This is a genomic window from Ectothiorhodospira marina (assembly GCF_900109495.1).
GTDB classification, from domain to species: domain Bacteria; phylum Pseudomonadota; class Gammaproteobacteria; order Ectothiorhodospirales; family Ectothiorhodospiraceae; genus Ectothiorhodospira; species Ectothiorhodospira marina.
Genome location: NZ_FOAA01000005.1, coordinates 143763 through 163026, shown reverse-complemented (window position 1 = coordinate 163026; position 19264 = coordinate 143763). Strand labels below are relative to the sequence as shown.

Below are 19264 nucleotides of genomic sequence, written 5' to 3'. Positions count from 1 at the left end.
CGCTGCTCCTTGGGTGGACAGCCGGTCAGGCCGCCCACCGTGTGCGTGGGTGTCTCTGGGTCGGATTAGAAGGACATGACGTAGGAGACGTTGACGCGCGGGTCGTCGATGTTACTGCCCTGGGGTGCGTCGATGTCGTTCTGGGTGTAGGCGAAGGTGAAGTCACCCAGGTCGGTGACCTTGGTGGCGTAGAGGGACCACCAGGTGTAATCGCCGTCGCCTTCGTCGGGGTCCACATAGCCGACGGTGGCGCCCAGGCTGGTGTCACTCATGATGTCGAAGGCGTAACCCAGTTCATAGGAGAGGGTGTCTTCCAGCTCACTGGTATCTGCATTGGTGACGAAGTTGACCATGCCATAGAAGCCCATGAAGTCCAGGGCGCCGTAGAGCTCGCCCAGATCCGCATCGTCCAGCGTGGGATAGGCGTAGTAGATGTAGCCCACATCAAAGCCCACACCGGAATCGCCGATGCCGCCGGCCACGCCGAAGTAGCCATCGATTTCGTAGCCCGTATCACCCCCGCCAAAATCCACGTTGGAGGCCCAGGTGCCGGCGTAGAAGCCACCTTCGTGCTCGTAGTCCAGCCCCCCCTGAACGGCCGCCTGATCGTCCGTCTGGGTGATGCCCCGGAACATGTAATTGCTGGTGAAACCGATATTGGCGCTGACCTCGGCCGAGGCCGTGGAGGTGATGGCCGCGCCCGCCAGCAGGGCGGTGGTCACGGCGGCGGTCAGGGCGGTTTGGGTCAAGGCCTTGCTCATGGATGTTTCCTCTCGCAGGTTGTTGTTCACGTCTGTGGTGTAAATGTCACTGCCGGGAGGGGTAAAGCACTTGGCGTGCCAGGTTTGTTTTTTTCGGTTTTTCAATGTTTTGTGAATTGGCTCACGCTTTTGGTTGTGGGGGGCGCCCTGTTTTGGGTGGCTGGGCGGGGATTCTTGCACTGTGATGGGGCATATCTGCGGTGGGGCTTCGCTATCCCCTCACCCCAACCCCTCTCCCCTGAGGGGAGAGGGGCTCAGCAATGGGGAGTTACCCCCTTCTCCGTTTTGCAAGACATACTGCTGATCACTATGCAATGGAGAGAGGCTCAGCGATGGGGGGTTACCCCCTTCTCCGTTTTACAAGACATACTGCTGATCACTATGCAATGGAGAGGGGCTCAGCAATGGGGAGTTACCCCCTTCTCCGTTTTGCAAGACATACTGCTGATCACTATGCAATGGAGAGAGGCTCAGCGATGGGGAGTTACCCCCTTCTCCCCTCTGGGGAGAAGGGCTGGGGATGAGGGGAGCGGCGGGCACGATGCCAAGGTGGCAAACACGGCGCCTGCCCTTCAATCGGCTTAAGGCGTAAAATAGGCACAACACACGAACACCGCACGGAGGTGCAGCATGATCGACAACAAGAGCCTGGATGAGATGGTCCGCAAACTGACCGGGATGATGCCCGAATCGGTGCAGCATGTTCAGGCGGACATCGAGAAGAACCTCAAGGCCGGCCTGTCCGGCGCCTTCCATCGCATGGATCTAGTGACCCGTGAGGAGTTCGAGGTACAGGCAGCCGTCCTGGAGCGCACCCGCGAGCGCCTCTCGGCCATGGAGCTAAGGGTGAAGGCGCTGGAGAAGGAGTTTTTGGTGCCGCGGGCACAGGGGGATGAGAATCCGGCGGGGGATTTGTAAGAACAGATACAAGATAGGGGCATCTGTACGGGCCGTTCGTGAACGGTCCCGGCGGGGTGTCCGGAGTGGGTGGCCTGTCGGGTGGGTGGGGTGGTATCCGTCGCAACGGCCGGGCGCTTCTCGAAGCGCCCCTACGGTGTTGTGCGTGCCACCGCGATTTGTGCGTGCCGCCGCCCAACCTGTGCGTGTGCCGCCGCGATTTGTGCGTGCCGCCGCCCAGCCTGTACGGGCCGTTCGTGAACGGCCCCGTTGTGCGTGCCGCCCCCGCCAAGGTTTGAACCGGAACCTCTAGCGATTCAACAACTTCTCAATCTCCGCAAAGCTCTGCACCGGTCCCTCGGAGGTGATCTCCACCCCCAACTGGCGGCCGATCTGTGTCAGTGAGAACAGCCCCCGCAAAATCTCGCGGCGCTGATCGTCGTATTCCACCACCAGGGCGTGCTGACGCCCCGCGTCGCGCAGGGTGACCACCACATCCCCCACCCGGGCCGTGACCACATCAAAATGGTCCATCACACTGAGCTCCCCCCGGGGCGTCATCACATGCTGCACCAGTAGGTCGTTGTGCGCGATGCGCTCATCCGAGACCGTCTTCACCGGCTTCTCACCCATGATGTCCCGGGCGGTGACCACCCCGAGCACACCCTCATCCCGGTCCACCACGATCAGCAATCGCACCCCTGCATGGATCATCTTCTGCAGGGCCGCATCCATGGGCATCTCGGGGGGCGCGGTGACCGCCTCCACGCGGCGGAAATCGGTCATGACATCTGCGGCCGGATCCTCCATGGTCACCCGGGAGGGCAGACCCTGACCAAAACGGTGAACCGTGACATGTTCAGACAGCGTATGGGACGGAATCAGAGCATAGCGTGCGGCCATGGCAGCCTCCTTTGGTGTCGGGCTTTTGTTTATTCTCTCCACGCCGTGGGGCGTGGGGTGCCTCACTGGTCAGATTACGCCTGCCGATGGTGGTTGTCGATTCCCGGGCGGGATGGTGGGTTATGGGGTTCTGCCCTTCGCGGGCAGGCCCGCTCCCACGGTGCCCGAGGTCAGCTCTGGACCAAGCCCATCATGGGGCCCGAAGTCAGGTCTGGACCAGAGCCCATCATGGGGCCTGAGGTCAGGTCTGGACCAGAGCCCATCATGGGGCCTGAGGTCAGGTCTGGACCAGAGCCCATCATGGGGCCTGAGGTCAGCTCTGGACCAGAGCCCATCATGGGGCGCGATCTCAGGCTTGGGTGAAGCCCATCATGGCGGCCAGTGCCTGGCCCGGGTCGGGGGCCTTCATGAAGGCCTCGCCGATGAGGAAGGTGTGCACGCCCGCCGTTCGCATGCGCTCCACATCCTCGCGGCTGTGGATGCCGCTCTCGGTGACCAGGAGCCGGTCCTCGGGTACGCGCGTCACCAGGTCCAGGGTGGTTTCCAAGCGGGTCTCGAAGGTGCGCAGGCTGCGGTTGTTGATGCCGATCAGGGTGGCATCCAGGTTGAGGGCGCGATCCAGCTCCTCCCCGTCATGCACCTCCACCAAGGCGTTCATGCCCAGTTCGTGGATGAGCAGCAGAAGGTCCTTGAGGTTCGCATCCCCCAGGGCGGAGGCGATGAGCAGGACACAGTCGGCCCCCATGGCCCGGGCCTCGTAGACCTGGTAGGGATCGATGATGAAATCCTTGCGCAGCACCGGCAAACCACAGGCGGCACGCGCCTCCTGCAGGTAGACCTCATGCCCCTGGAAAAAATCATGATCCGTGAGCACGGAGAGACACGCGGCCCCGCCCTGCTCGTAACTTCGGGCGATGGCTGCCGGGTTGAAATCCTCTCGCAACACCCCCTTGCTGGGGCTGGCCTTCTTCACCTCGGCGATCACGGCCGGATCGCCGGCTTGAATGCGATGGCGCAGGGCCTGTAGGAAGGGGCGCACGACCGGGGCGACATCCATGATGCGGACCAGGTCGTCCAGGGGGGTGTGCTGGCAACGCTCGGCCACTTCCTCGCGCTTGCGGGCGAGGATTTTCTTGAGAATATCCGGTGCGCCGCTCACTGGATCGCCCCCGATACGGCCACCAGCTCGTCCATCTTGGCGGCGGCGCCACCATTGTCGATGACCTGGGCGGCCCGCTGGACACCCGCTTCCAGGGTGTCGGCCAAACCGGTCACGTAGATGGCCGCACCGGCGTTGAGCAGGGTGATATCCCTTGCTGGCCCGGGGCGACCTTCGAAGACGCCTCGAATCAACGCCAGGCTCTCCTCGGCGCTGTCCACCCGCACCGCATCCAGGGGCGTGCGCTCCAGACCGAACGCCTCGGGGGCAATGATGCGTGTGGTGACCTTGCCATCACGCAGCTCCGCCACCCGGGTGGGGGAACCGATGCTGATCTCATCCAGGCCATCCTCGGCATGCACCACCATGACATGACGGCTGCCCAACAGCCTGAGCACCTGAGCCAGGGGCTCCAGCCAATGGGTACTGAACACGCCCAGCACCTGATTGGGGGCGCCGGCCGGGTTGGTGAGCGGGCCGAGCACATTGAACAGGGTACGCACCCCCATCTCGCGACGGGGCCCCACGGCGTGCTTCATGGCCCCATGATGACGAGGCGCGAACAGGAAACCCACGCCCACCTGGTTGATACAGCGGGCCACCTGTTCCGGCTCCAGATCCAGATTGACGCCGGCAATTTCCAGCACATCGGCGCTGCCGGACCGGCTGGAGACGGAACGGTTGCCATGCTTGGCCACCCGCCCGCCGGCGGCGGCCACCACGAAGGCGGCGGCGGTGGAGATGTTGAAGGTGCCGGAGGCATCCCCCCCCGTGCCACAGGTATCCACCAGGTGTTTCGTATCCACCTCCACCCGGGTGGCCAGTTCACGCATGACGGAGGCCGCGGCGGCGACTTCATCCACGGTTTCACCCTTCATGCGCAGCCCCACCAGGAAACCGCCAATCTGCGCGGGGGTGGCCTCGCCGGTCATGACCTGGCGCATGACGGTGATCATCTCCTGCCCGGAGAGATCCCGGTGTTCGGTTACGGCCCGGATGGCCTCCTGCATGTTCATGGTGTCGCCCGCCCCCTGTCTTGGTGTTTGGCGGGATTTTCACGGCCCCCGGGCGACCGGTCAACCACTAGGGGCGTGCGCAGGAAGTTCTGCAGCAGCTCGTGCCCCTGGCGGGTGAGAATGGATTCCGGGTGAAACTGCACCCCCTCCACCGCCAGTTCCCGGTGGCGCACGCCCATGATCTCGTCCAGCCGCCCATCCGGGGTTTCTGTCCAGGCGGTCACCTCCAGGCAGTCGGGCAGGCGGGTCTTGTCGATCACCAGGGAGTGGTAGCGGGTGGCTTCCAGGGGGTTTTCCAGGCCCTGAAAGACACCGATGTCCTTGTGATGCACCATGGAGGTCTTGCCATGCATGATCTCCCGGGCGTGGATGATGTGTCCGCCAAAGGCCTGGCCAATGCTCTGGTGACCCAGGCATACGCCCAGCAGCGGTATTCGCCCGGCAAAGCGGCGGATCACCTCCAGGGAGATTCCCGCCTGATCCGGGGTGCAGGGGCCGGGAGAGATGACGATGCGCTCCGGGGCCATGGCCTCGATCTCGTCTGCGGTGAGGACATCGTTGCGGCGCACATCCACATCGGCACCCAGCTCGCCCAGATACTGCACCAGGTTGTAGGTGAAGGAATCGTAGTTATCGATCATCAACAGCATGATGTGGGCGGGCTCCCGGCAGCGGTCTGTTCGTGTGATGCAAGGAGCATCGTGGATGCCGCGCACCAGGTCAAGCTGGCCGTTCCCCGCCAACGATCCGGTGGATCCATGTCATCTTCTCCACCACCTTGGGGGACAGGACAAATGGGTAGGCAGGGCTGTGTCCCATGCTGCGATTGAGGCTGTTGAGGGCGTAGGTCAACGGCAACCAGTGGTCCACGAGGGCGGTGAATTCCCGCTGTTCATAAGGATCGAAATCCGGCGCGGCACGCAGATGCGCCCCTTGCTCCAGTCGCGGCCCCACTTCCAGCCCCCATGCATGGGCCGTTTCCAGGGTGTCGATGATGTGCAGATAATGGGCCCAGGTCTCTGCCCAGTCTTCCCAGGGGTGACTGCTGGCATAGCTGCTGATGAAGTGCTGCCCCCAGTCCGGCGGCGGCCCCTGGCGGTAATGCCGCTGCAGGGCCTGGGCATAGTCCTCCCGTTCATCGCCGAACTGGGCCCGGAAGGTCTCCAGCCAGGGGGTGTCCCGGATCATTCGTTCCCAGTAGTAGTGGCCCGACTCGTGCCGAAAATGCCCCAGGATGGTGCGATAGGGCTCGGCCATCTTTTCCCGCAGGCGCTCGCGGGTGGCAGGGTCGGCCTCGGCGACGTTGATGGTGATCAGACCCCGGGCATGCCCGGTCATGACGCGCTCGGTTTCGAAGAACTGGGGTTCCACATCGGCCATGAAGGCAAAGGCCAGCCCGGAGGGGTCGTGGGAACGGGGGACCACGGGCAGTTTCAGGCGCAGCAGGCTATAGATCAGGCGGCGCTTCTCCGTCTCCAGGCGGTACCACAGCGTCTTGTTGCCGGGCACGCCCAGATCCGGGATCACCTGATTCAGGCGGCAGGCGGCGCAGAACCCCTCATCTTCTTCAACGGGCACCATCCAGTTGCACACCGCATCGCGGGCGTAATGGTTACACATGCGATAGCGTCTCTGGGAGACGGCACCCACCGGCCGCCACCATTTGCCCTCCTCCGGCTCCAGAGCCGCCAGCTCCAGGGTATCGGGCAGGAATCCCAGGGTGCGGCCACAGCGGGTGCAATGGGTGTTTTCAAAGTAGATCAACTGGCCGCAAGAGCCGCAGTTAAAGAGTCTCATGGGGGTGCGAGTGACCTTCTGAAACGCTCTCGATCATTGAGCATAGCGGATAGCATACGCCTTTAAAGTGAACGCTACGGAGACTCCCTTCCCCTCGGGGAGAAGGGCCGGCTCTTGCCCCTCACCCCAACCCCTCTCCCCCTCGGGGAGAGGGGCCTGGAACGTCTCTTCCATCATCGGGTGTGGTTCGACCGAATCCGGCCCGGGCCAGGTTGATGGCGCTGGAAATCACGCCCACATGACTGAAGGCCTGAGGGAAGTTGCCCAGGAAGGCGCCGCTGGCGGGATCGATCTGCTCCGAGAACAGGCCCAGGGGATTCGCGCGTTCACACAGAGAGTCGAACAACGCCATGGCCTCATCGTGGCGACCCTGCCCCAGCAGATTGTCCACCAGCCAGAAACTGCAAAGCAGGAAGGCCCCTTCGTGACCGCTGAGGCCGTCGGGGGACTCTTCCGGCAGGTAACGATAAAGCAGTCCATTGCCGGCCCCAAGATGCTTCATCACGGCCTTCGTCGTGGCGACCATCTTCGGATGGTCCGCCGGAATCACGCCCCGCAAAGGCAGGGCCAGCAGGCTGGCGTCCAGAGCGCCGCCGCCCAGGTGCTCGGTGAGGGATTCCAGTTCAGGATCCCAGGCGCTTTCCAGGATGGCCTCACGGATTGCCTGGGCCTCGGCACGCCAGTGCTCCACATCCCCGGGCAGGTGATGAGTCTCGGCCAGGCGGGCGCCGCGGTCCAGGGCGACGGCGCACAGGGCGGCGGAGTAGGTGAAAGGACGACCGGCGGTGCGCACCTCCCAGATGCCGTGATCCGGGTTGCGCCATTCCCGGGCAGCGGCATCCACCAGGCGTCGCAACTGCGTCCAGAGCCTGACATCCAGAGAGCCGCCCCATTGTACCCAGCGGTAGGCGCAGTCCAGAATTTCGCCGAAAACGTCATGCTGGCGCTGTTCTGATGCATCGTTGCCCCAACGCACGGGCCGGGCACCCCGGTAGCCGCCCAGATCCGGGTCCTCCCGTTCCGGAGGCGGCACATGGCCATCCACGTCATACAGCACCCGCGGCCAGCCGGCCCGCTCGACGGCGTCCAGCACCCAGCCGATGAAACCTTCGGCCTCATGCTGCAGGCCGATGCGGCCCATGGCATAGACCGAGAAGGCGGCATCACGGATCCAGGCATAGCGGTAATCCCAATTGCGCGGCCCCCCCAGGGCCTCGGGCAGGGACGAGGTGGGGGCGGCGATCATGGCACCGGTGGCGGTGTAATCCATGAGTTTGAGGGTGATGGCGGAACGCCGCACCAGCGCCTCTCGCGGCCCCTGGTAATCGAAATGGGTCATCCACTGGCGCCAGACCTCCAGTGTGGTCTGCAGGGTTTCCTCCGGACGATGCAGGTGAATACGGCGGGCATGCCCCCCCCAGGAGAGCACCAGGTGATGGGTATCGCCGGCGCGCAGATCGAAACACTGATCCATCCCCTCCAGAATCAGGCTGGAGCCCAGATGCAAGTCCAGGCCCGGCTGACGCTCGGGCCGCAAGGTCAAACCCGCGCCATGGGGATCGCAGCGGGCTCCACCCCGGGGGTGAATACGCAGGCGCAGACGCACCCGACCACTGACCACCCGAATGTAGCGCAATAGCTCACCGCGCCCTGCCGGGGCATCTTCCGACAGATCGGCACCAGCCCGCAGGGTGAGCGCATCGGTCACCTCCACGGTGCCGTCGGGACCACTCATGCGGGTGACCAGCACGCCGGTGTCGGGGTGGTAGGACTGGCAGGCGCTGAGCAGGGGTTCGGGGGCGACGGTGAAGGCCCCTCCTTGGTCGTGGTCCAGCAACCCGCAAAACAGGGGGTCGCTGTCGAAACGGGGCACGCAGAGCCAGGAGATGGCGCCGTCCCGCCCCACCAGGGCGGCGGTGGTGCCATCGCCGATGAGGCCATGATCTTCGATGGGGAGGAAATGGCCGCGGCGGGTGATGGGTTTTTCCTGATGGGTCATGGTCTGTTCTGGTTGTTGTCTGTGTGTGAAGCCCCTCTCCCGCTGGCGGGAGAGGGGTTGGGGTGAGGGTGGAAGGGGAGAAGGGAGCAGTCGGGCTCGCTGTCGGATGTTTCCAGGATCACCACCGACTCGGCCGGCAGCTGGACGCCGCCAGCCTCCAGGCTCACCCCGGGTGCCGAGGCGAGCAGGATCTTGCCGGGTTGCTGCATCAACGGCACCCGTTGCCCTGTGGGGGCCAGGTTGCAGGCCACCACGATACCGGGGCGGGACATCACCCACCAGCGGGCCTGCTCATCGCCATGGGCCGTCACCCGGTCCAGGCGGTCGTCGCTGAATGCGGGATGATGCCGGCGCAGGTGGATCATATCCCTGTGCCATTGCAGCAGATCCCGATGCGGCTCCCGCTCCCGCTCGTCCCAGTCCAGGCGGGAACGCTCGAAGGTTTCCAGGGCCTGGGGATCGGGCACCTGCTCCGGGTCCCAGCCGAAGGCGGCGAACTCCCGGCGGCGCCCTTCCCGCACGGCCTCGGCCAGGTCCGGCTCCTGGTGATCGGTGAAGTACAGAAACGGCGTACCCGCCCCCCATTCCTCCCCCTGAAACAGCATGGGCACGAAGGGTGCGGTGAGCACGATGGCCGCGCCCACCTTGAGCAGACCGGTGGACAGCAGTTGGGTGCTGCGATCACCCGCCGCCCGGTTGCCGATCTGATCATGATTCTGCAGGCAACCCACGAAACTGCGCCCCGGCAGATCGGCGGCGCTGCGGCCGTGATGGCGACGCCGGTAGGTGGAATAGTCCCCGGCATAGCAAAACCCCCGGGTGACGGCCCGGCTCAGGTGCGCCAGATCGCCGAAGTCCTCGTAATAGCCCTGACGTTCCCCGGTGAGGGCGGCATGCAGGGCGTGGTGAAAATCCTCATTCCACTGGGCGTCCAGCCCGAGCCCGCCCACGGCCCGAGGCCGGATGATGCGCGGGTCGTTCAGGTCGCTCTCGGCGATCAGGGTGAGATGGCGACCCAGGCGTGCCTGCAGGCGCTCCACCGCTTCAGCGAGGGTTTCGAGAAAATGCGTGGCGGAGGTGTCGATGATGGCATGCACCGCGTCGATGCGCAGGCCGTCGATGTGATAGTGCGCCAGCCAGTGCAAGGCGTTGTCCACGAAGAACCGACGCACCTCGGGGCTGTCGGCCCGGTCCAGGTTGACGGCATCGCCCCAGGGGGTGTGATAGGCATCGGTGAAATAGGGGCCGAACCGACCCAGGTAATTGCCGCTGGGCCCCAGATGGTTGTAGACCACGTCCAGCAGCACCGCCAGACCCTTGCCATGGCAGGCATCCACCAGTCGCTTGAGCCCCTCGGGACCGCCGTAGGGCGCGTGGGGGGCAAACAGGGCGACGCCGTCATAGCTCCAGCCGTAACGGCCGGGGAAGGCGGCCACGGGCATGAGTTCCACATGGGTGATGCCCAGATCCCGCAGGTGATCCAGGCGCGGGATGATGGCCTCGAAGGTGCCCTCGGGGGTATAGGTGCCCACGTGGATCTCCTGGATCACGGCACTGGCCAGTGGCGGGGCCTGCCAGCCTGCGTCGTGCCAGGTGAAGCGGTCATGATCCAGCCACCGGGAAGGCCCATGCACCCCCTGGGGTTGCCAGGCGCTGCGAGGGTCCGGGTAAGGCCCTTCGCCGTCCAGGAGGAAGGCGTAGTCGGTGCCATGTTCCAGTGGCTGACTGTCCCACCACCAGCCATCACTTCGGCAGGTCAGGGGGCGATGTTCACCCTGGCAGTCCAGATGAACCTGATGGGCATGGGGGGCCCAGACACGGGGAATATTCATTTGGGTTGTCAACCAGTTGCCTTAAAATGAATGGACCCATTCAGCTACAGATACTCCCTTCTCCCCCTGGGGGAGAAGGGCCGGGGATGAGGGGGCGAGGCAGGCACTGTGCTGGCCCTCGCCCCTCACCCCAACCCCTCTCCCCCGGGGGGAGAGGGGCTTGTAGCAGCAGGTGCGGCAGGTGCCTCCAGCCCACCCCTCTCCCCGGGGGGGGAGAGGGGCTTGTAGCAGCAGGTGCCTCCAGCCCACCCCTCTCCCCGGGGGGGAGAGGGGCTTGTATCCGTTCATCACCGGGGATGACTCGCCATCGTGATGCATGAGCGTCAGCTGGAATCTCGATTCTGCTCGGGCGCCGGGGGCGGCGCCGACGCGAGCAGCGCCACCGGAAAGCGCGCCAGCAGATCCGCCACTGGGTGCTCGCCGCCCTCCAGGGTGTCGCCGGTGAGCCAGTGGTGCCAGCGCCCCCTGGGCAGGGTCAGCCGGGTATCGGACCAGTCCCCGCCCAGACGCAGGGTGAGGCGTGGCACGATGACCACCACGCCCTCGGCTTGACCGCCCTCACCCGGATCCGGCCCGCGCCGGTAGGCGACCGCCGCTTGTCGCGGGTCACCGGTGGCCTGCAGGGGGTGATACCCGGCCCGCTCATCGAACCAGTGCGGATGCTGCCCCCGCAGGGCCAGGGTCCGGTGGATCACCCACAGCTTGGGCAGGCCTGCTTCCATGTCTTCAAGAATGCGCTCGGGCGCGGGACCGGCCTTGCACACCTCAAGCCATGCCTGCCGCTCGGCAAAATCCACCGGGCGGCGGTTGTCCGGGTCCACCAGACTCAGATCCCACAGCTCCGTGCCCTGGTAGATGTCGGGCACACCGGGGGTGGTGAGCTTGATGAGGGTCTGGGCTAGACTGTTGACCCGGCCCGGTTCGATCAGGGGCGCTGCGAAGGCCTGCAGTTGTTGCAGGAATGTGTCATCGCCCAGCGTGGCCTCGACGAAATGCTGCACGGCCTGTTCGTATTCCGGGTTGTTGTGGGTCCAGGAGGTGTGCACCTTGGCCTCCCGGGCGGCCTTCTCCATGAAGCCCTGCAGACGGGGCAACAGCCCCTTGACGACCTCTTCATCCGCTACGCCGGGCCACACCCCCACCAGGGCCTGATAGTACAGGTACTCCACGGCCGGATCCGGCCCCTGCGACGAGCGATGCCGTGCGTTGTGGGCCCAAAGCCCCCGGACCGCCTCGGCCCAGGCCTCGGGCACCTGGGAGAGCAGGCACAGGCGAGCCCGCACGTCCTCGCTGCGCTTGGTGTCGTGGGTGGAGGTGGCCAGCATGGCCTGTGGATGGCGGCGGTGCGCCTCGGCGCAGGCCCCGTGAAAATCTTCGGGTGACAGACCGAATTGCCCCGGGTCGCCGCCCACCTCGTTCAGGGCGATCAGCCGGTGGTAGCGGTAGAACACCGTATCTTCCACCCCCTTGGCCATGGCCGGACCGGTGAGCTGCTGGAAGCGCAGCGCCAGCTCCGTCTCCCGGTGACCTTCGCGCGCCAGGGTGAGCAGGGTCTCGAGAAACGCCAGCAGTTCCGGGTCCAGGTCGGGACGGCGCGCCTTCACCCGGGACAGGGCCTGATGGATGTGGGCCCGGTCCGTGGGGTGCACGGGCTCGCCAGCACGCAAATAGCTGCGATACACGGGGAAGCAACTGGCGGCCTCCAGCAACACCTGCTGGAGCTGGTGTCGGGTGTAGTCCCGGTGACGGCGCTGGCCTTCGCAGATACTGACGAACAGGGAGGTGAGCCGGTTCAGTTCGCTGCCCAGCAGATCCTGCAGCACCTGGCGCTTGGCCTGGTAGACCTGATCCTCTAAGGGGGCGGTCTCGCCGGTCAGTGCTTCCCATAGGGTCGTCAGTGGCGCCTCGCCATCCGGGTCCACGAACAGGCCCTGCACGCGATTGAGGAAGTCATAGCCGGTGGTCCCGGCGATGGGCCAGTCCTCCGGGAGTTGTTCACCGGGCTCGAGGATCTTTTCCGCCACCACCCAGGCACCGGGGCAGGCCTGGGCCAGTCGCTGGAAATACTGGGCCGGGTCGCGCAGTCCATCCGGGTGATCGATGCGCAGGCCCTGCACGCTGCCCTCCTGGTACCAGCGCAGCGGCAACTGGTGAATGGCCTCGAAAACTTCCTGGTCCTCCACCCGCAGGCCGGCCAGGTCCTTGATATCGAAGAAACGCCGGTAGCCCAGGTCCCGGTCGGCGGTGCGCCACCAGGCCAGTCGGTAGTTCTGGTGTTCGATGAGGGCGTCCAGGGCGTCCGGGTCCTGATTGATGCGTTCCACCCGGGCCAGGATGGCCGCCTGGGCATGGGGTTCGTCTCGGCAGGTGCCGGCCAGCAGTTGATGGATCACCGCCTTGTCCCGATGACGCCGTTCCCGCTGGCCGCCGGTGGTCGACCCGGGGCGGGGCAGTCGGGCGCAGGACTCGGCCAGAAAGCCCAGCAGTTCGCTGCCGCTGTCCTGGTGGGCGCCCCCCAGGATGCCGGCCAGCGACCAGGGGTCCAGCGGGAAGCTGTGTTCGTGGTAGCGCAGGGTGAAGTGGCCCTCATGGAAACGGACCTTGAGTTCGCCATTTTCCAGAATGCGACCGTAGTGGTCCCCCAGCACCGGCAGCAGCACCTTGTTGGGCCAGCGCTCCTCCGAGGCCTCCCAGTCCACATCGAAGTACGGGGCATAGCGGCTCGCGGGGCCGTTTTCCAGCACGTCCCACCACCAGGGGTTCTGGTCACCGGCCACGGCCATGTGATTGGGGACGATGTCCAGGACCTGCCCCATGCCGTGCGCCTCGAGGGCCTGGCAGAGGCGCTGACGGGCGGGCTCGCCCCCCAGTTCCGCATTCACCCGGGAGGGGTCCACCACATCGTAGCCATGGGTGCTGCCGGGGGTGGCCTGCAGGCAGGGGGATAGATACACATGGCTGATGCCCAGCCTGGCCAGGTAGGGCACCTGGGCAGCGGCATCGTCCAGGGTGAATTCCGGTCGCAGCTGCAGGCGATAGGTGGCGACGGGGATGGTGTCCATGGGGCGCCCGGGGTGGCGTGTTCTAAGCCACTAATATGCACGCGCAACCCCTGTCTGGGAAGGGGAGCCCCTCTTGGGTTGCAGCGCGGAACAGGGCCGTTCGCGAACGGCCCGTACGGGGGGCGGGGCAGCCGGGGGGCAGGTGCCCTTGGTTTCTGTGTACGGGCGCTTCGAGAAGCGTCCCGGCGGGGCTGGCGGGGCCGTTCGCGAACGGCCCGTACGGGGGGGAGGCAGCCCGGGGGGCAGGTGCCCTTGGTTTCTGTGTACGGGCGCTTCGAGAAGCGTCCCGGCGGGGCTGGCGGGGCCGTTCGCGAACGGCCCGTACGGGGGGGAGGCAGCACAGGGGGCAGGTGCCCTTGGTCTCTGTGTACGGGCGCTTCGAGAAGCGTCCCGGCGGGGCCGGCGGGGGTGTCTAGCGCCCGGGGTGGACCTCCAGGCCGGCCTCTACCATGGCCACGGCGCGGAAGATGGCGCGGCCCTTGTTCATGGTCTCGGCCCATTCGTTTTCGGGGAGGGAGTCGTGGACGATGCCGGCGCCGGCCTGGATGTGCAGGGTTTCATCCTTGATCACCGCCGTGCGGATGGCGATGGCCGTGTCCATGTTGCCCTGCCAGGACCAGTAGCCCACGGAGCCGGAGTAGATGCCCCGCTTCACCGGTTCCAGTTCGTGGATGATCTCCATGGCGCGGATCTTGGGGGCGCCGCTCACGGTGCCCGCCGGGAAGGTGGCGCGCAGCACGTCCATGGCGCTCAGGCCCGGGCGCAGGCGTCCGGTCACGTTGGAGACGATGTGCATCACATGGGAATAGCGCTCCACCACCATGCGCTCGGTGAGGGCCACGCTGCCGATCTGTGACACGCGGCCGGCGTCGTTGCGCCCCAGGTCGATGAGCATCAGGTGTTCGGCCAGTTCCTTGGGGTCGGCCAGCAGGTCCTGCTCCAGGGCCCGGTCGGCGGCCTCGTCTTCCCCCCGGGGGCGGGTGCCGGCAATGGGCCGCACGGTGACCACGTCGTCCTCCAGGCGCACCAGGATCTCCGGCGAGGAGCCGACCACATGGTGGTCGCCCAGGTCCAGATAGAACATGTAGGGCGAGGGGTTGAGGCTGCGCAGGGCCCGGTAAAGGTCCAGCGGGCGGGCGCTGTAGGGAATGGACAGGCGCTGCGAGAGCACCACCTGCATGACATCGCCATCGACGATATAGCGCTTGCAGCGCTCCACGGCCTCCTTGAAACCGGCCTCGGTGAAGCCGGAGACGAAGTCCGACTCCTGCACCCGCCGTGGGCTGCCGGGCACCCCGGCACTGGCCGAGGCCTCCCGCAACTGGGCCTGCAGGGCATCCAGTCGCCGCTCACCCGCCTCCCGCTCGCCGGGGCCGGCGTGCACCACCAGGTACAGACGTCCGGCCAGGTTATCGTAGGCCACCACCTCATCGCAGACCATGAGCAGGATGTCGGGCACCCCCAAGGGGTCGGCCTTGTCGCCATCGGCCAGCCGGGGCTCGATATAGCCGATGGTGTCGTAACCGAAATAGCCCACCAGCCCCCCACTGAAGCGGGGCAGATCCGGCAGGTCGGGCACCCGGTAACGGGCCTGGAAGGACTCCAGCCATTCCAGCGGATCATCCACTTGCAGGGATTCGGTGACCTCGCCGCCCTCCTCCACCTGGACCTTCTTGCCCGTGACGCGGACCACCTTGCGGGCCGGCAGGCCGATGAAGGAATAACGCCCCCATTTCTCGCCCCCCTGCACCGATTCCAGCAAACACGAATACGGCCTGGCCGCCAGCTTCATGTAGACACTCAAGGGGGTGTCCAGGTCGGCCAGCACCTCCCGCACCAGCGGGATGCGGTTATAGCCCTGGGAGATCAGGTGGTCGAAGTGTTCAGGGGTCATCGGGGGTTCGTCATCAGGCGGTCCGGGCCATGAGGTCGGGGAGTTCCGTGAGGCTATCGATCACCGCATCCGGTCGCTGCTCTCGAATATCGTCACCATGGTTGTAGCCGTAACTGACACACACGATGGCGAATCCAGCGGCCCGGGCAGCAGTCACGTCGCTGCGCGAGTCGCCGACCATCAGGGCGTCTTCCGGGGCCACGTCGAACTGCTCGGCGGCAAACAGCAAAGGGGCCGGGTCCGGCTTCTTCTGTGGCAGGGTGTCGCCGGCCACCACCACCTCGAAATAGCGGTCGATGTCCATGGCTCGCAGCAGCGGCGCCGTGAAACGTGCTGGCTTGTTGGTGACGCAGCCGATGCGCAGATCGTCGCTTGCCAGCGCCTCCAGACCTTCCCGCACACCGGGATACAGCTGGCTGCGCTTGGCATTGTTCTCCCGGTAGATCTCGGTGAAGGCGGCCAGGGCTTGCTCATAGAGGGCGGGGTCCGGGTCGCCGTTCAGGTCGTCCATGAGCGCCCGCTTGACCAGGCGCTCGACACCGTTACCCACCCAGTTGCGCACCTTGGCCTCGCCGCGCACCGGCATCTCCAGACGTTCCATCATGCGATCCACGCTGAAGGTCAGGTCAGGCACGCTGTCCACCAGGGTGCCGTCCAGGTCGAGGAGGATCATTTTGGGGGCTTGAAGGGTCATGATCGTGCTCAGGCCTTGGCCAGTTCCGTGCGCATCTTGTTGATGATGCTGTCGTAATGGTTGGGGTCTTCGCTGCGGGCGGCGCTGAAGATGGCCGACCCGGCCACAAAGGTGTCGGCGCCCGCGGCCTTGATCTCGGCAATATTGTCGGCCTTGACGCCGCCGTCGATCTCCAGGCGGATATCCAGGCCGGAGGCGTCGATGCGGCGGCGTGCCTCGCGCAGCTTGTCCAGGGTGGCAGGGATGAAGCTCTGCCCCCCAAAACCGGGGTTCACCGACATCAGCAGGATCATGTCCACCTTGTCCATCACGTAGTCCAGATAGGACAGGGGCGTGGCCGGATTGAACACCAGGCCGGCCTTGCAGCCCTCGGAGCGGATCAGTTGCAGGCTGCGATCGATGTGATCGGAGGCCTCCGGATGAAAGGTGATGTAGTCAGCCCCCGCCTTGGCAAAGTCCGGGATGATGCGGTCCACCGGCTTGACCATCAGATGCACGTCGATGGGGGCGGTCACTCCATGCTTGCGCAGGGCCTCGCAGACCAGCGGCCCGATGGTGAGGTTGGGGACATAGTGGTTGTCCATCACATCGAAGTGGACGATGTCGGCGCCCGCGGCCAGCACGTTCGTGACTTCCTCGCCCAGGCGGGCGAAGTCGGCGGACAGGATGGACGGTGCGATCAGATCGGCTTGTGCCATGGGTCTTGCCTCGTTATGGGTGATACCGGTCTCCGGTCAGGCGCGTCGCAGGGACGATGGTATCGTTCGTTATGTCGGTATGACTTCCTCGGTGGTTTGGGCAATGTACCTTATGGCGCCGGGAAAATTAACCCGGTCTTATACTCGGGACAGGCATGGGGCACGGATCACCCGGGCTTGCGGGCCATGGCCACGGTGTATTCCCGGCCCTGCTTCACCTTGTCGTAGTTGCCGAACACCTCCTTGAAGGCCCGCTCGATGAAACGGCGCAGGCCCGTGATGGTGACCACGTAGATGCGCCCCCCCGGATGCAGGTGCGCCAGGGCATCGTACAGGTAGAGGTAGAGCATCTCCTTGCCCACCTTGGCGGGGAGGTTGGAGGTGACCAGGTGAAAGCGGCGATCCCCCACGTGGGAGAACCCGTTGCTGAGCATGGCCTCGGCGTTGCCGATGCCATTGAGGGCGGCATTGGTGTGGGTGTACTCCACGGCCACAAAGTCCTTGTCCACCAGCAGGGTCTGCCCCTTGGGGGCCAGCCGGGCCAGGGTGAGGCCAATGGGGCCATAACCACAGCCCAGGTCGAAGCAGTCGTCGGTCTCCTGGATCTCCATGTGATCCAGCAGCAGGCGGGTACCGGCATCGATCCCCCGGGGGGAGAACAGGCCCCAGGTGGTGCGATACTGCAGGGTGTGCCCGCACAAGGTGTCGGAGAAGGTGATGTCCCGGCGTAGGGACTGGATGTATTCGGCGCGTTCCAAGACGGGCTCCCGGGTATTTAATCGTCGGCCCGCACGGCCAGTAACGCGTTGAACAGACGCTCCGCATCCCGGATGGCCTGGTCCTGATCGGTGTCCAGGACGCAGAAATGCCCCATCTTGCGGCCTGGGCGGGCTTCCTCCTTGCCATAGAGATGCAATTTGGCGCGGGGATGGGACAGCAGGTGGCCCCAGTCAGGCTCCCCGTCCTTCCACAGATCCCCCAGCAGGTTGACCATCACCACCGGCGAAAGCAGGCGCGTGTCACCAAAGGGCAGACCGCAAAGCGCGCGGACCTGCTGCTCGAACTGGGAGGTGATGCACGCATCCAGGGTGAAGTGGCCGCTGTTATGAGGACGCGGGGCCACCTCGTTGACCAGCAACTGCCCCTCGGTGGTGATGAAGAATTCCACGGCCATCAGGCCCACGTAATCCAGGGCCACGGCCAGGGCGATGGCGGCATCGCAGGCCTCGCGGGCCGTGGCATCCGGCACCCGGGCAGGCACGATGCTCATGTGCAGGATGCCATCCTGATGGATGTTCTCCGCCACCGGATAACACAGGCAGGCCCCGTCACTTCCCCGGCTGAGCACCACGGAAACTTCCACGGCCAGGTCCAGCTTGCGTTCCAGTACACAGGGCACGCGCCCCAGCCGCTCGAAGGCCTGGCGGCAGGCCTCGGCACTGTCCACGGAGATCTGCCCCTTGCCGTCATAGCCCAGGGCGGCACGCTTGAGGATGGCGGGATCACCCACGGACTGGAAGGCGGCCTCCACCTGGTCCTCCGACGCCACCACCTCGAAGGGGGCGGTGGCCAGTCCGGCCCGGCGGATCATGTGCTTTTCCCGCGCCCGGTTCTGCGTCTGCTCCAGGGCCGCCGCACCCGGGCGCACGGGAACCCTGTCAGCCAGGTGACGCAGGGTATCGGCGGGGATGTTCTCGAACTCGGTGGTGATGGCGGCACAACGCTGTGCCAGTTGATCCAGGGCCCAGCCATCCCCGTAGGCGGCGTGGACATGGTCATCGGCCATGCGGCCGGCGGGACTGCCTGAATCCGGATCCAGCACCATCACCCGATAGCCCAGTGTGCGCGCGGCCACGGTGAACATGCGGCCCAGCTGGCCGCCGCCCAGCATCCCCAGGGTGTGACCGGGCAGGATCATGACGACGGCGGCAGTTGCATGGCCAGCACCGTATCGCGCTGCTCAGCGCGGAAGCGGGCCAGTTGCTCGGCCAACCCGGGGTGATCGGTCGCCAGCATGGAAACGGCAAACAACCCGGCGTTGGCGGCCCCGGCCTCGCCGATGGCGAAGGTGGCCACCGGAATGCCCTTGGGCATCTGCACGATGGAGAGCAGGGAATCCTCCCCCTTCAGGTAGCGGGAAGGCACCGGTACGCCCAGGACCGGCACCGTCGTCTTGGCCGCCAGCATGCCCGGCAGGTGGGCGGCACCGCCGGCACCCGCGATGATGCAGCGAAGACCCCGCGCCGCAGCCTGTTCCGCATACTCGAACAGCAGATCCGGGGTGCGGTGGGCCGAGACCACGCGGGCCTCGTGAGGCACGCCGAAGGCGTCCAGCTGGTTGACGGCGTGTTGCATGACGGGCCAGTCGCTCTGGCTGCCCATCACCACGCCCACGATAGGGGATTGGTTTGGCATCGGCGAAGGGTAATGGAACCGGGTTGGAGTTGAAAGATAAAATTCCAAAGATACAAGATATTGGCGGGGGTGGCCATGCGGATGCGCCCGCGGGTGCATCCGCCCACGCCAGGTCGTACACTGCGGGCCTGATCCAT

General features: G+C 65.6%; 16 protein-coding genes. 1 reads left to right on the top strand and 15 read right to left on the bottom strand.

What is annotated here, in order from left to right; translation table 11 throughout:
* Positions 1 to 65: 65 nt before the first annotated feature.
* Positions 66 to 761, bottom strand: a complete 696-nt coding sequence (locus BMY52_RS06535; protein WP_090252417.1) for a TorF family putative porin — start codon at positions 759 to 761, stop codon at positions 66 to 68.
* Positions 762 to 1391: 630 nt separating this feature from the next.
* Between BMY52_RS06535 and BMY52_RS06525 the strand changes: the two genes are divergently transcribed.
* Entirely contained in the window at positions 1392 to 1679 is a 288-nt protein-coding gene (locus BMY52_RS06525) for an accessory factor UbiK family protein (RefSeq protein WP_090252411.1), read from the top strand.
* 288 nt (positions 1680 to 1967) lie between these two features.
* Here BMY52_RS06525 and BMY52_RS06520 read toward each other — a convergent pair whose 3' ends face one another.
* The 14 genes from BMY52_RS06520 to purE all read right to left on the bottom strand — a co-directional run bounded on the left by BMY52_RS06520 (position 1968) and on the right by purE (position 19127).
* Positions 1968 to 2561 carry a CBS domain-containing protein gene (locus BMY52_RS06520; RefSeq protein WP_090252409.1) on the bottom strand — a complete coding sequence of 198 codons (594 nt, stop codon included), beginning with the start codon at positions 2559 to 2561 and terminating at the stop codon, positions 1968 to 1970.
* 349 nt (positions 2562 to 2910) lie between these two features.
* Positions 2911 to 3720: an indole-3-glycerol phosphate synthase TrpC gene (trpC, locus tag BMY52_RS06515; protein ID WP_090252406.1), complete on the bottom strand. Its 810-nt coding sequence runs from the start codon at positions 3718 to 3720 to the stop codon at positions 2911 to 2913.
* Positions 3717 to 4736, bottom strand: coding sequence for an anthranilate phosphoribosyltransferase (trpD, locus tag BMY52_RS06510; protein ID WP_090252404.1), 1020 nt, complete (start codon positions 4734 to 4736; stop codon positions 3717 to 3719). Before trpD ends, trpC begins: the two co-directional genes overlap by 4 nt.
* The gene (locus BMY52_RS06505; RefSeq protein ID WP_090252555.1) at positions 4733 to 5386 is read right to left on the bottom strand and encodes an anthranilate synthase component II; all 654 of its coding nucleotides are present in this window, start codon (positions 5384 to 5386) and stop codon (positions 4733 to 4735) included. The genes trpD and BMY52_RS06505 overlap by 4 nt, the downstream gene beginning before the upstream one ends.
* Before the next feature lie 70 nt (positions 5387 to 5456).
* Positions 5457 to 6533, bottom strand: coding sequence for a zinc-binding metallopeptidase family protein (locus tag BMY52_RS06500; protein WP_090252401.1), 1077 nt, complete (start codon positions 6531 to 6533; stop codon positions 5457 to 5459).
* A gap of 121 nt (positions 6534 to 6654) precedes the next feature.
* The gene (locus BMY52_RS06495) at positions 6655 to 8532 is read right to left on the bottom strand and encodes a glycoside hydrolase family 15 protein (protein ID WP_090252399.1); all 1878 of its coding nucleotides are present in this window, start codon (positions 8530 to 8532) and stop codon (positions 6655 to 6657) included.
* Positions 8529 to 10364: a malto-oligosyltrehalose trehalohydrolase gene (gene treZ / locus BMY52_RS06490; protein WP_090252396.1), complete on the bottom strand. Its 1836-nt coding sequence runs from the start codon at positions 10362 to 10364 to the stop codon at positions 8529 to 8531. Before treZ ends, BMY52_RS06495 begins: the two co-directional genes overlap by 4 nt.
* Positions 10365 to 10687: 323 nt before the next feature.
* Positions 10688 to 13426 carry a malto-oligosyltrehalose synthase gene (gene treY / locus BMY52_RS06485; RefSeq protein WP_090252393.1) on the bottom strand — a complete coding sequence of 913 codons (2739 nt, stop codon included), beginning with the start codon at positions 13424 to 13426 and terminating at the stop codon, positions 10688 to 10690.
* 412 nt (positions 13427 to 13838) lie between these two features.
* Positions 13839 to 15320, bottom strand: a complete 1482-nt coding sequence (trpE, locus tag BMY52_RS06480; protein WP_090252391.1) for an anthranilate synthase component I — start codon at positions 15318 to 15320, stop codon at positions 13839 to 13841.
* A 13-nt stretch (positions 15321 to 15333) separates the two neighbouring features.
* Positions 15334 to 16014 carry a phosphoglycolate phosphatase gene (locus tag BMY52_RS06475; RefSeq protein WP_090252388.1) on the bottom strand — a complete coding sequence of 227 codons (681 nt, stop codon included), beginning with the start codon at positions 16012 to 16014 and terminating at the stop codon, positions 15334 to 15336.
* 8 nt (positions 16015 to 16022) lie between these two features.
* Positions 16023 to 16712 (bottom strand): ribulose-phosphate 3-epimerase, encoded by a 690-nt coding sequence (rpe, locus tag BMY52_RS06470; protein ID WP_090252386.1) that lies wholly within the window; start codon positions 16710 to 16712, stop codon positions 16023 to 16025.
* 167 nt (positions 16713 to 16879) lie between these two features.
* Complete coding sequence (locus BMY52_RS06465; protein ID WP_090252384.1) at positions 16880 to 17470, bottom strand: class I SAM-dependent methyltransferase; 591 nt, start codon at positions 17468 to 17470, stop codon at positions 16880 to 16882.
* A 17-nt stretch (positions 17471 to 17487) separates the two neighbouring features.
* Entirely contained in the window at positions 17488 to 18630 is a 1143-nt protein-coding gene (locus BMY52_RS06460) for a 5-(carboxyamino)imidazole ribonucleotide synthase (RefSeq protein WP_090252380.1), read from the bottom strand.
* Positions 18627 to 19127, bottom strand: a complete 501-nt coding sequence (purE, locus tag BMY52_RS06455; RefSeq protein ID WP_090252377.1) for a 5-(carboxyamino)imidazole ribonucleotide mutase — start codon at positions 19125 to 19127, stop codon at positions 18627 to 18629. Before purE ends, BMY52_RS06460 begins: the two co-directional genes overlap by 4 nt.
* Positions 19128 to 19264: the final 137 nt, after the last annotated feature.

Coding starts and splice junctions, on each gene's coding strand:
- BMY52_RS06475 (WP_090252388.1), bottom strand. CDS start 16,014: ATGACCCTTCAAGCCCCCAAAATGATCCTCCTCGACCTGGACGGCACC.
- BMY52_RS06460 (WP_090252380.1), bottom strand. CDS start 18,630: ATGATCCTGCCCGGTCACACCCTGGGGATGCTGGGCGGCGGCCAGCTG.
- BMY52_RS06520 (WP_090252409.1), bottom strand. CDS start 2,561: ATGGCCGCACGCTATGCTCTGATTCCGTCCCATACGCTGTCTGAACAT.
- treY (WP_090252393.1), bottom strand. CDS start 13,426: ATGGACACCATCCCCGTCGCCACCTATCGCCTGCAGCTGCGACCGGAA.
- BMY52_RS06525 (WP_090252411.1), top strand. CDS start 1,392: ATGATCGACAACAAGAGCCTGGATGAGATGGTCCGCAAACTGACCGGG.
- BMY52_RS06500 (WP_090252401.1), bottom strand. CDS start 6,533: ATGAGACTCTTTAACTGCGGCTCTTGCGGCCAGTTGATCTACTTTGAA.
- treZ (WP_090252396.1), bottom strand. CDS start 10,364: ATGAATATTCCCCGTGTCTGGGCCCCCCATGCCCATCAGGTTCATCTG.
- purE (WP_090252377.1), bottom strand. CDS start 19,127: ATGCCAAACCAATCCCCTATCGTGGGCGTGGTGATGGGCAGCCAGAGC.
- BMY52_RS06495 (WP_090252399.1), bottom strand. CDS start 8,532: ATGACCCATCAGGAAAAACCCATCACCCGCCGCGGCCATTTCCTCCCC.
- BMY52_RS06505 (WP_090252555.1), bottom strand. CDS start 5,386: ATGCTGTTGATGATCGATAACTACGATTCCTTCACCTACAACCTGGTG.
- trpD (WP_090252404.1), bottom strand. CDS start 4,736: ATGAACATGCAGGAGGCCATCCGGGCCGTAACCGAACACCGGGATCTC.
- rpe (WP_090252386.1), bottom strand. CDS start 16,712: ATGGCACAAGCCGATCTGATCGCACCGTCCATCCTGTCCGCCGACTTC.
- BMY52_RS06535 (WP_090252417.1), bottom strand. CDS start 761: ATGAGCAAGGCCTTGACCCAAACCGCCCTGACCGCCGCCGTGACCACC.
- trpE (WP_090252391.1), bottom strand. CDS start 15,320: ATGACCCCTGAACACTTCGACCACCTGATCTCCCAGGGCTATAACCGC.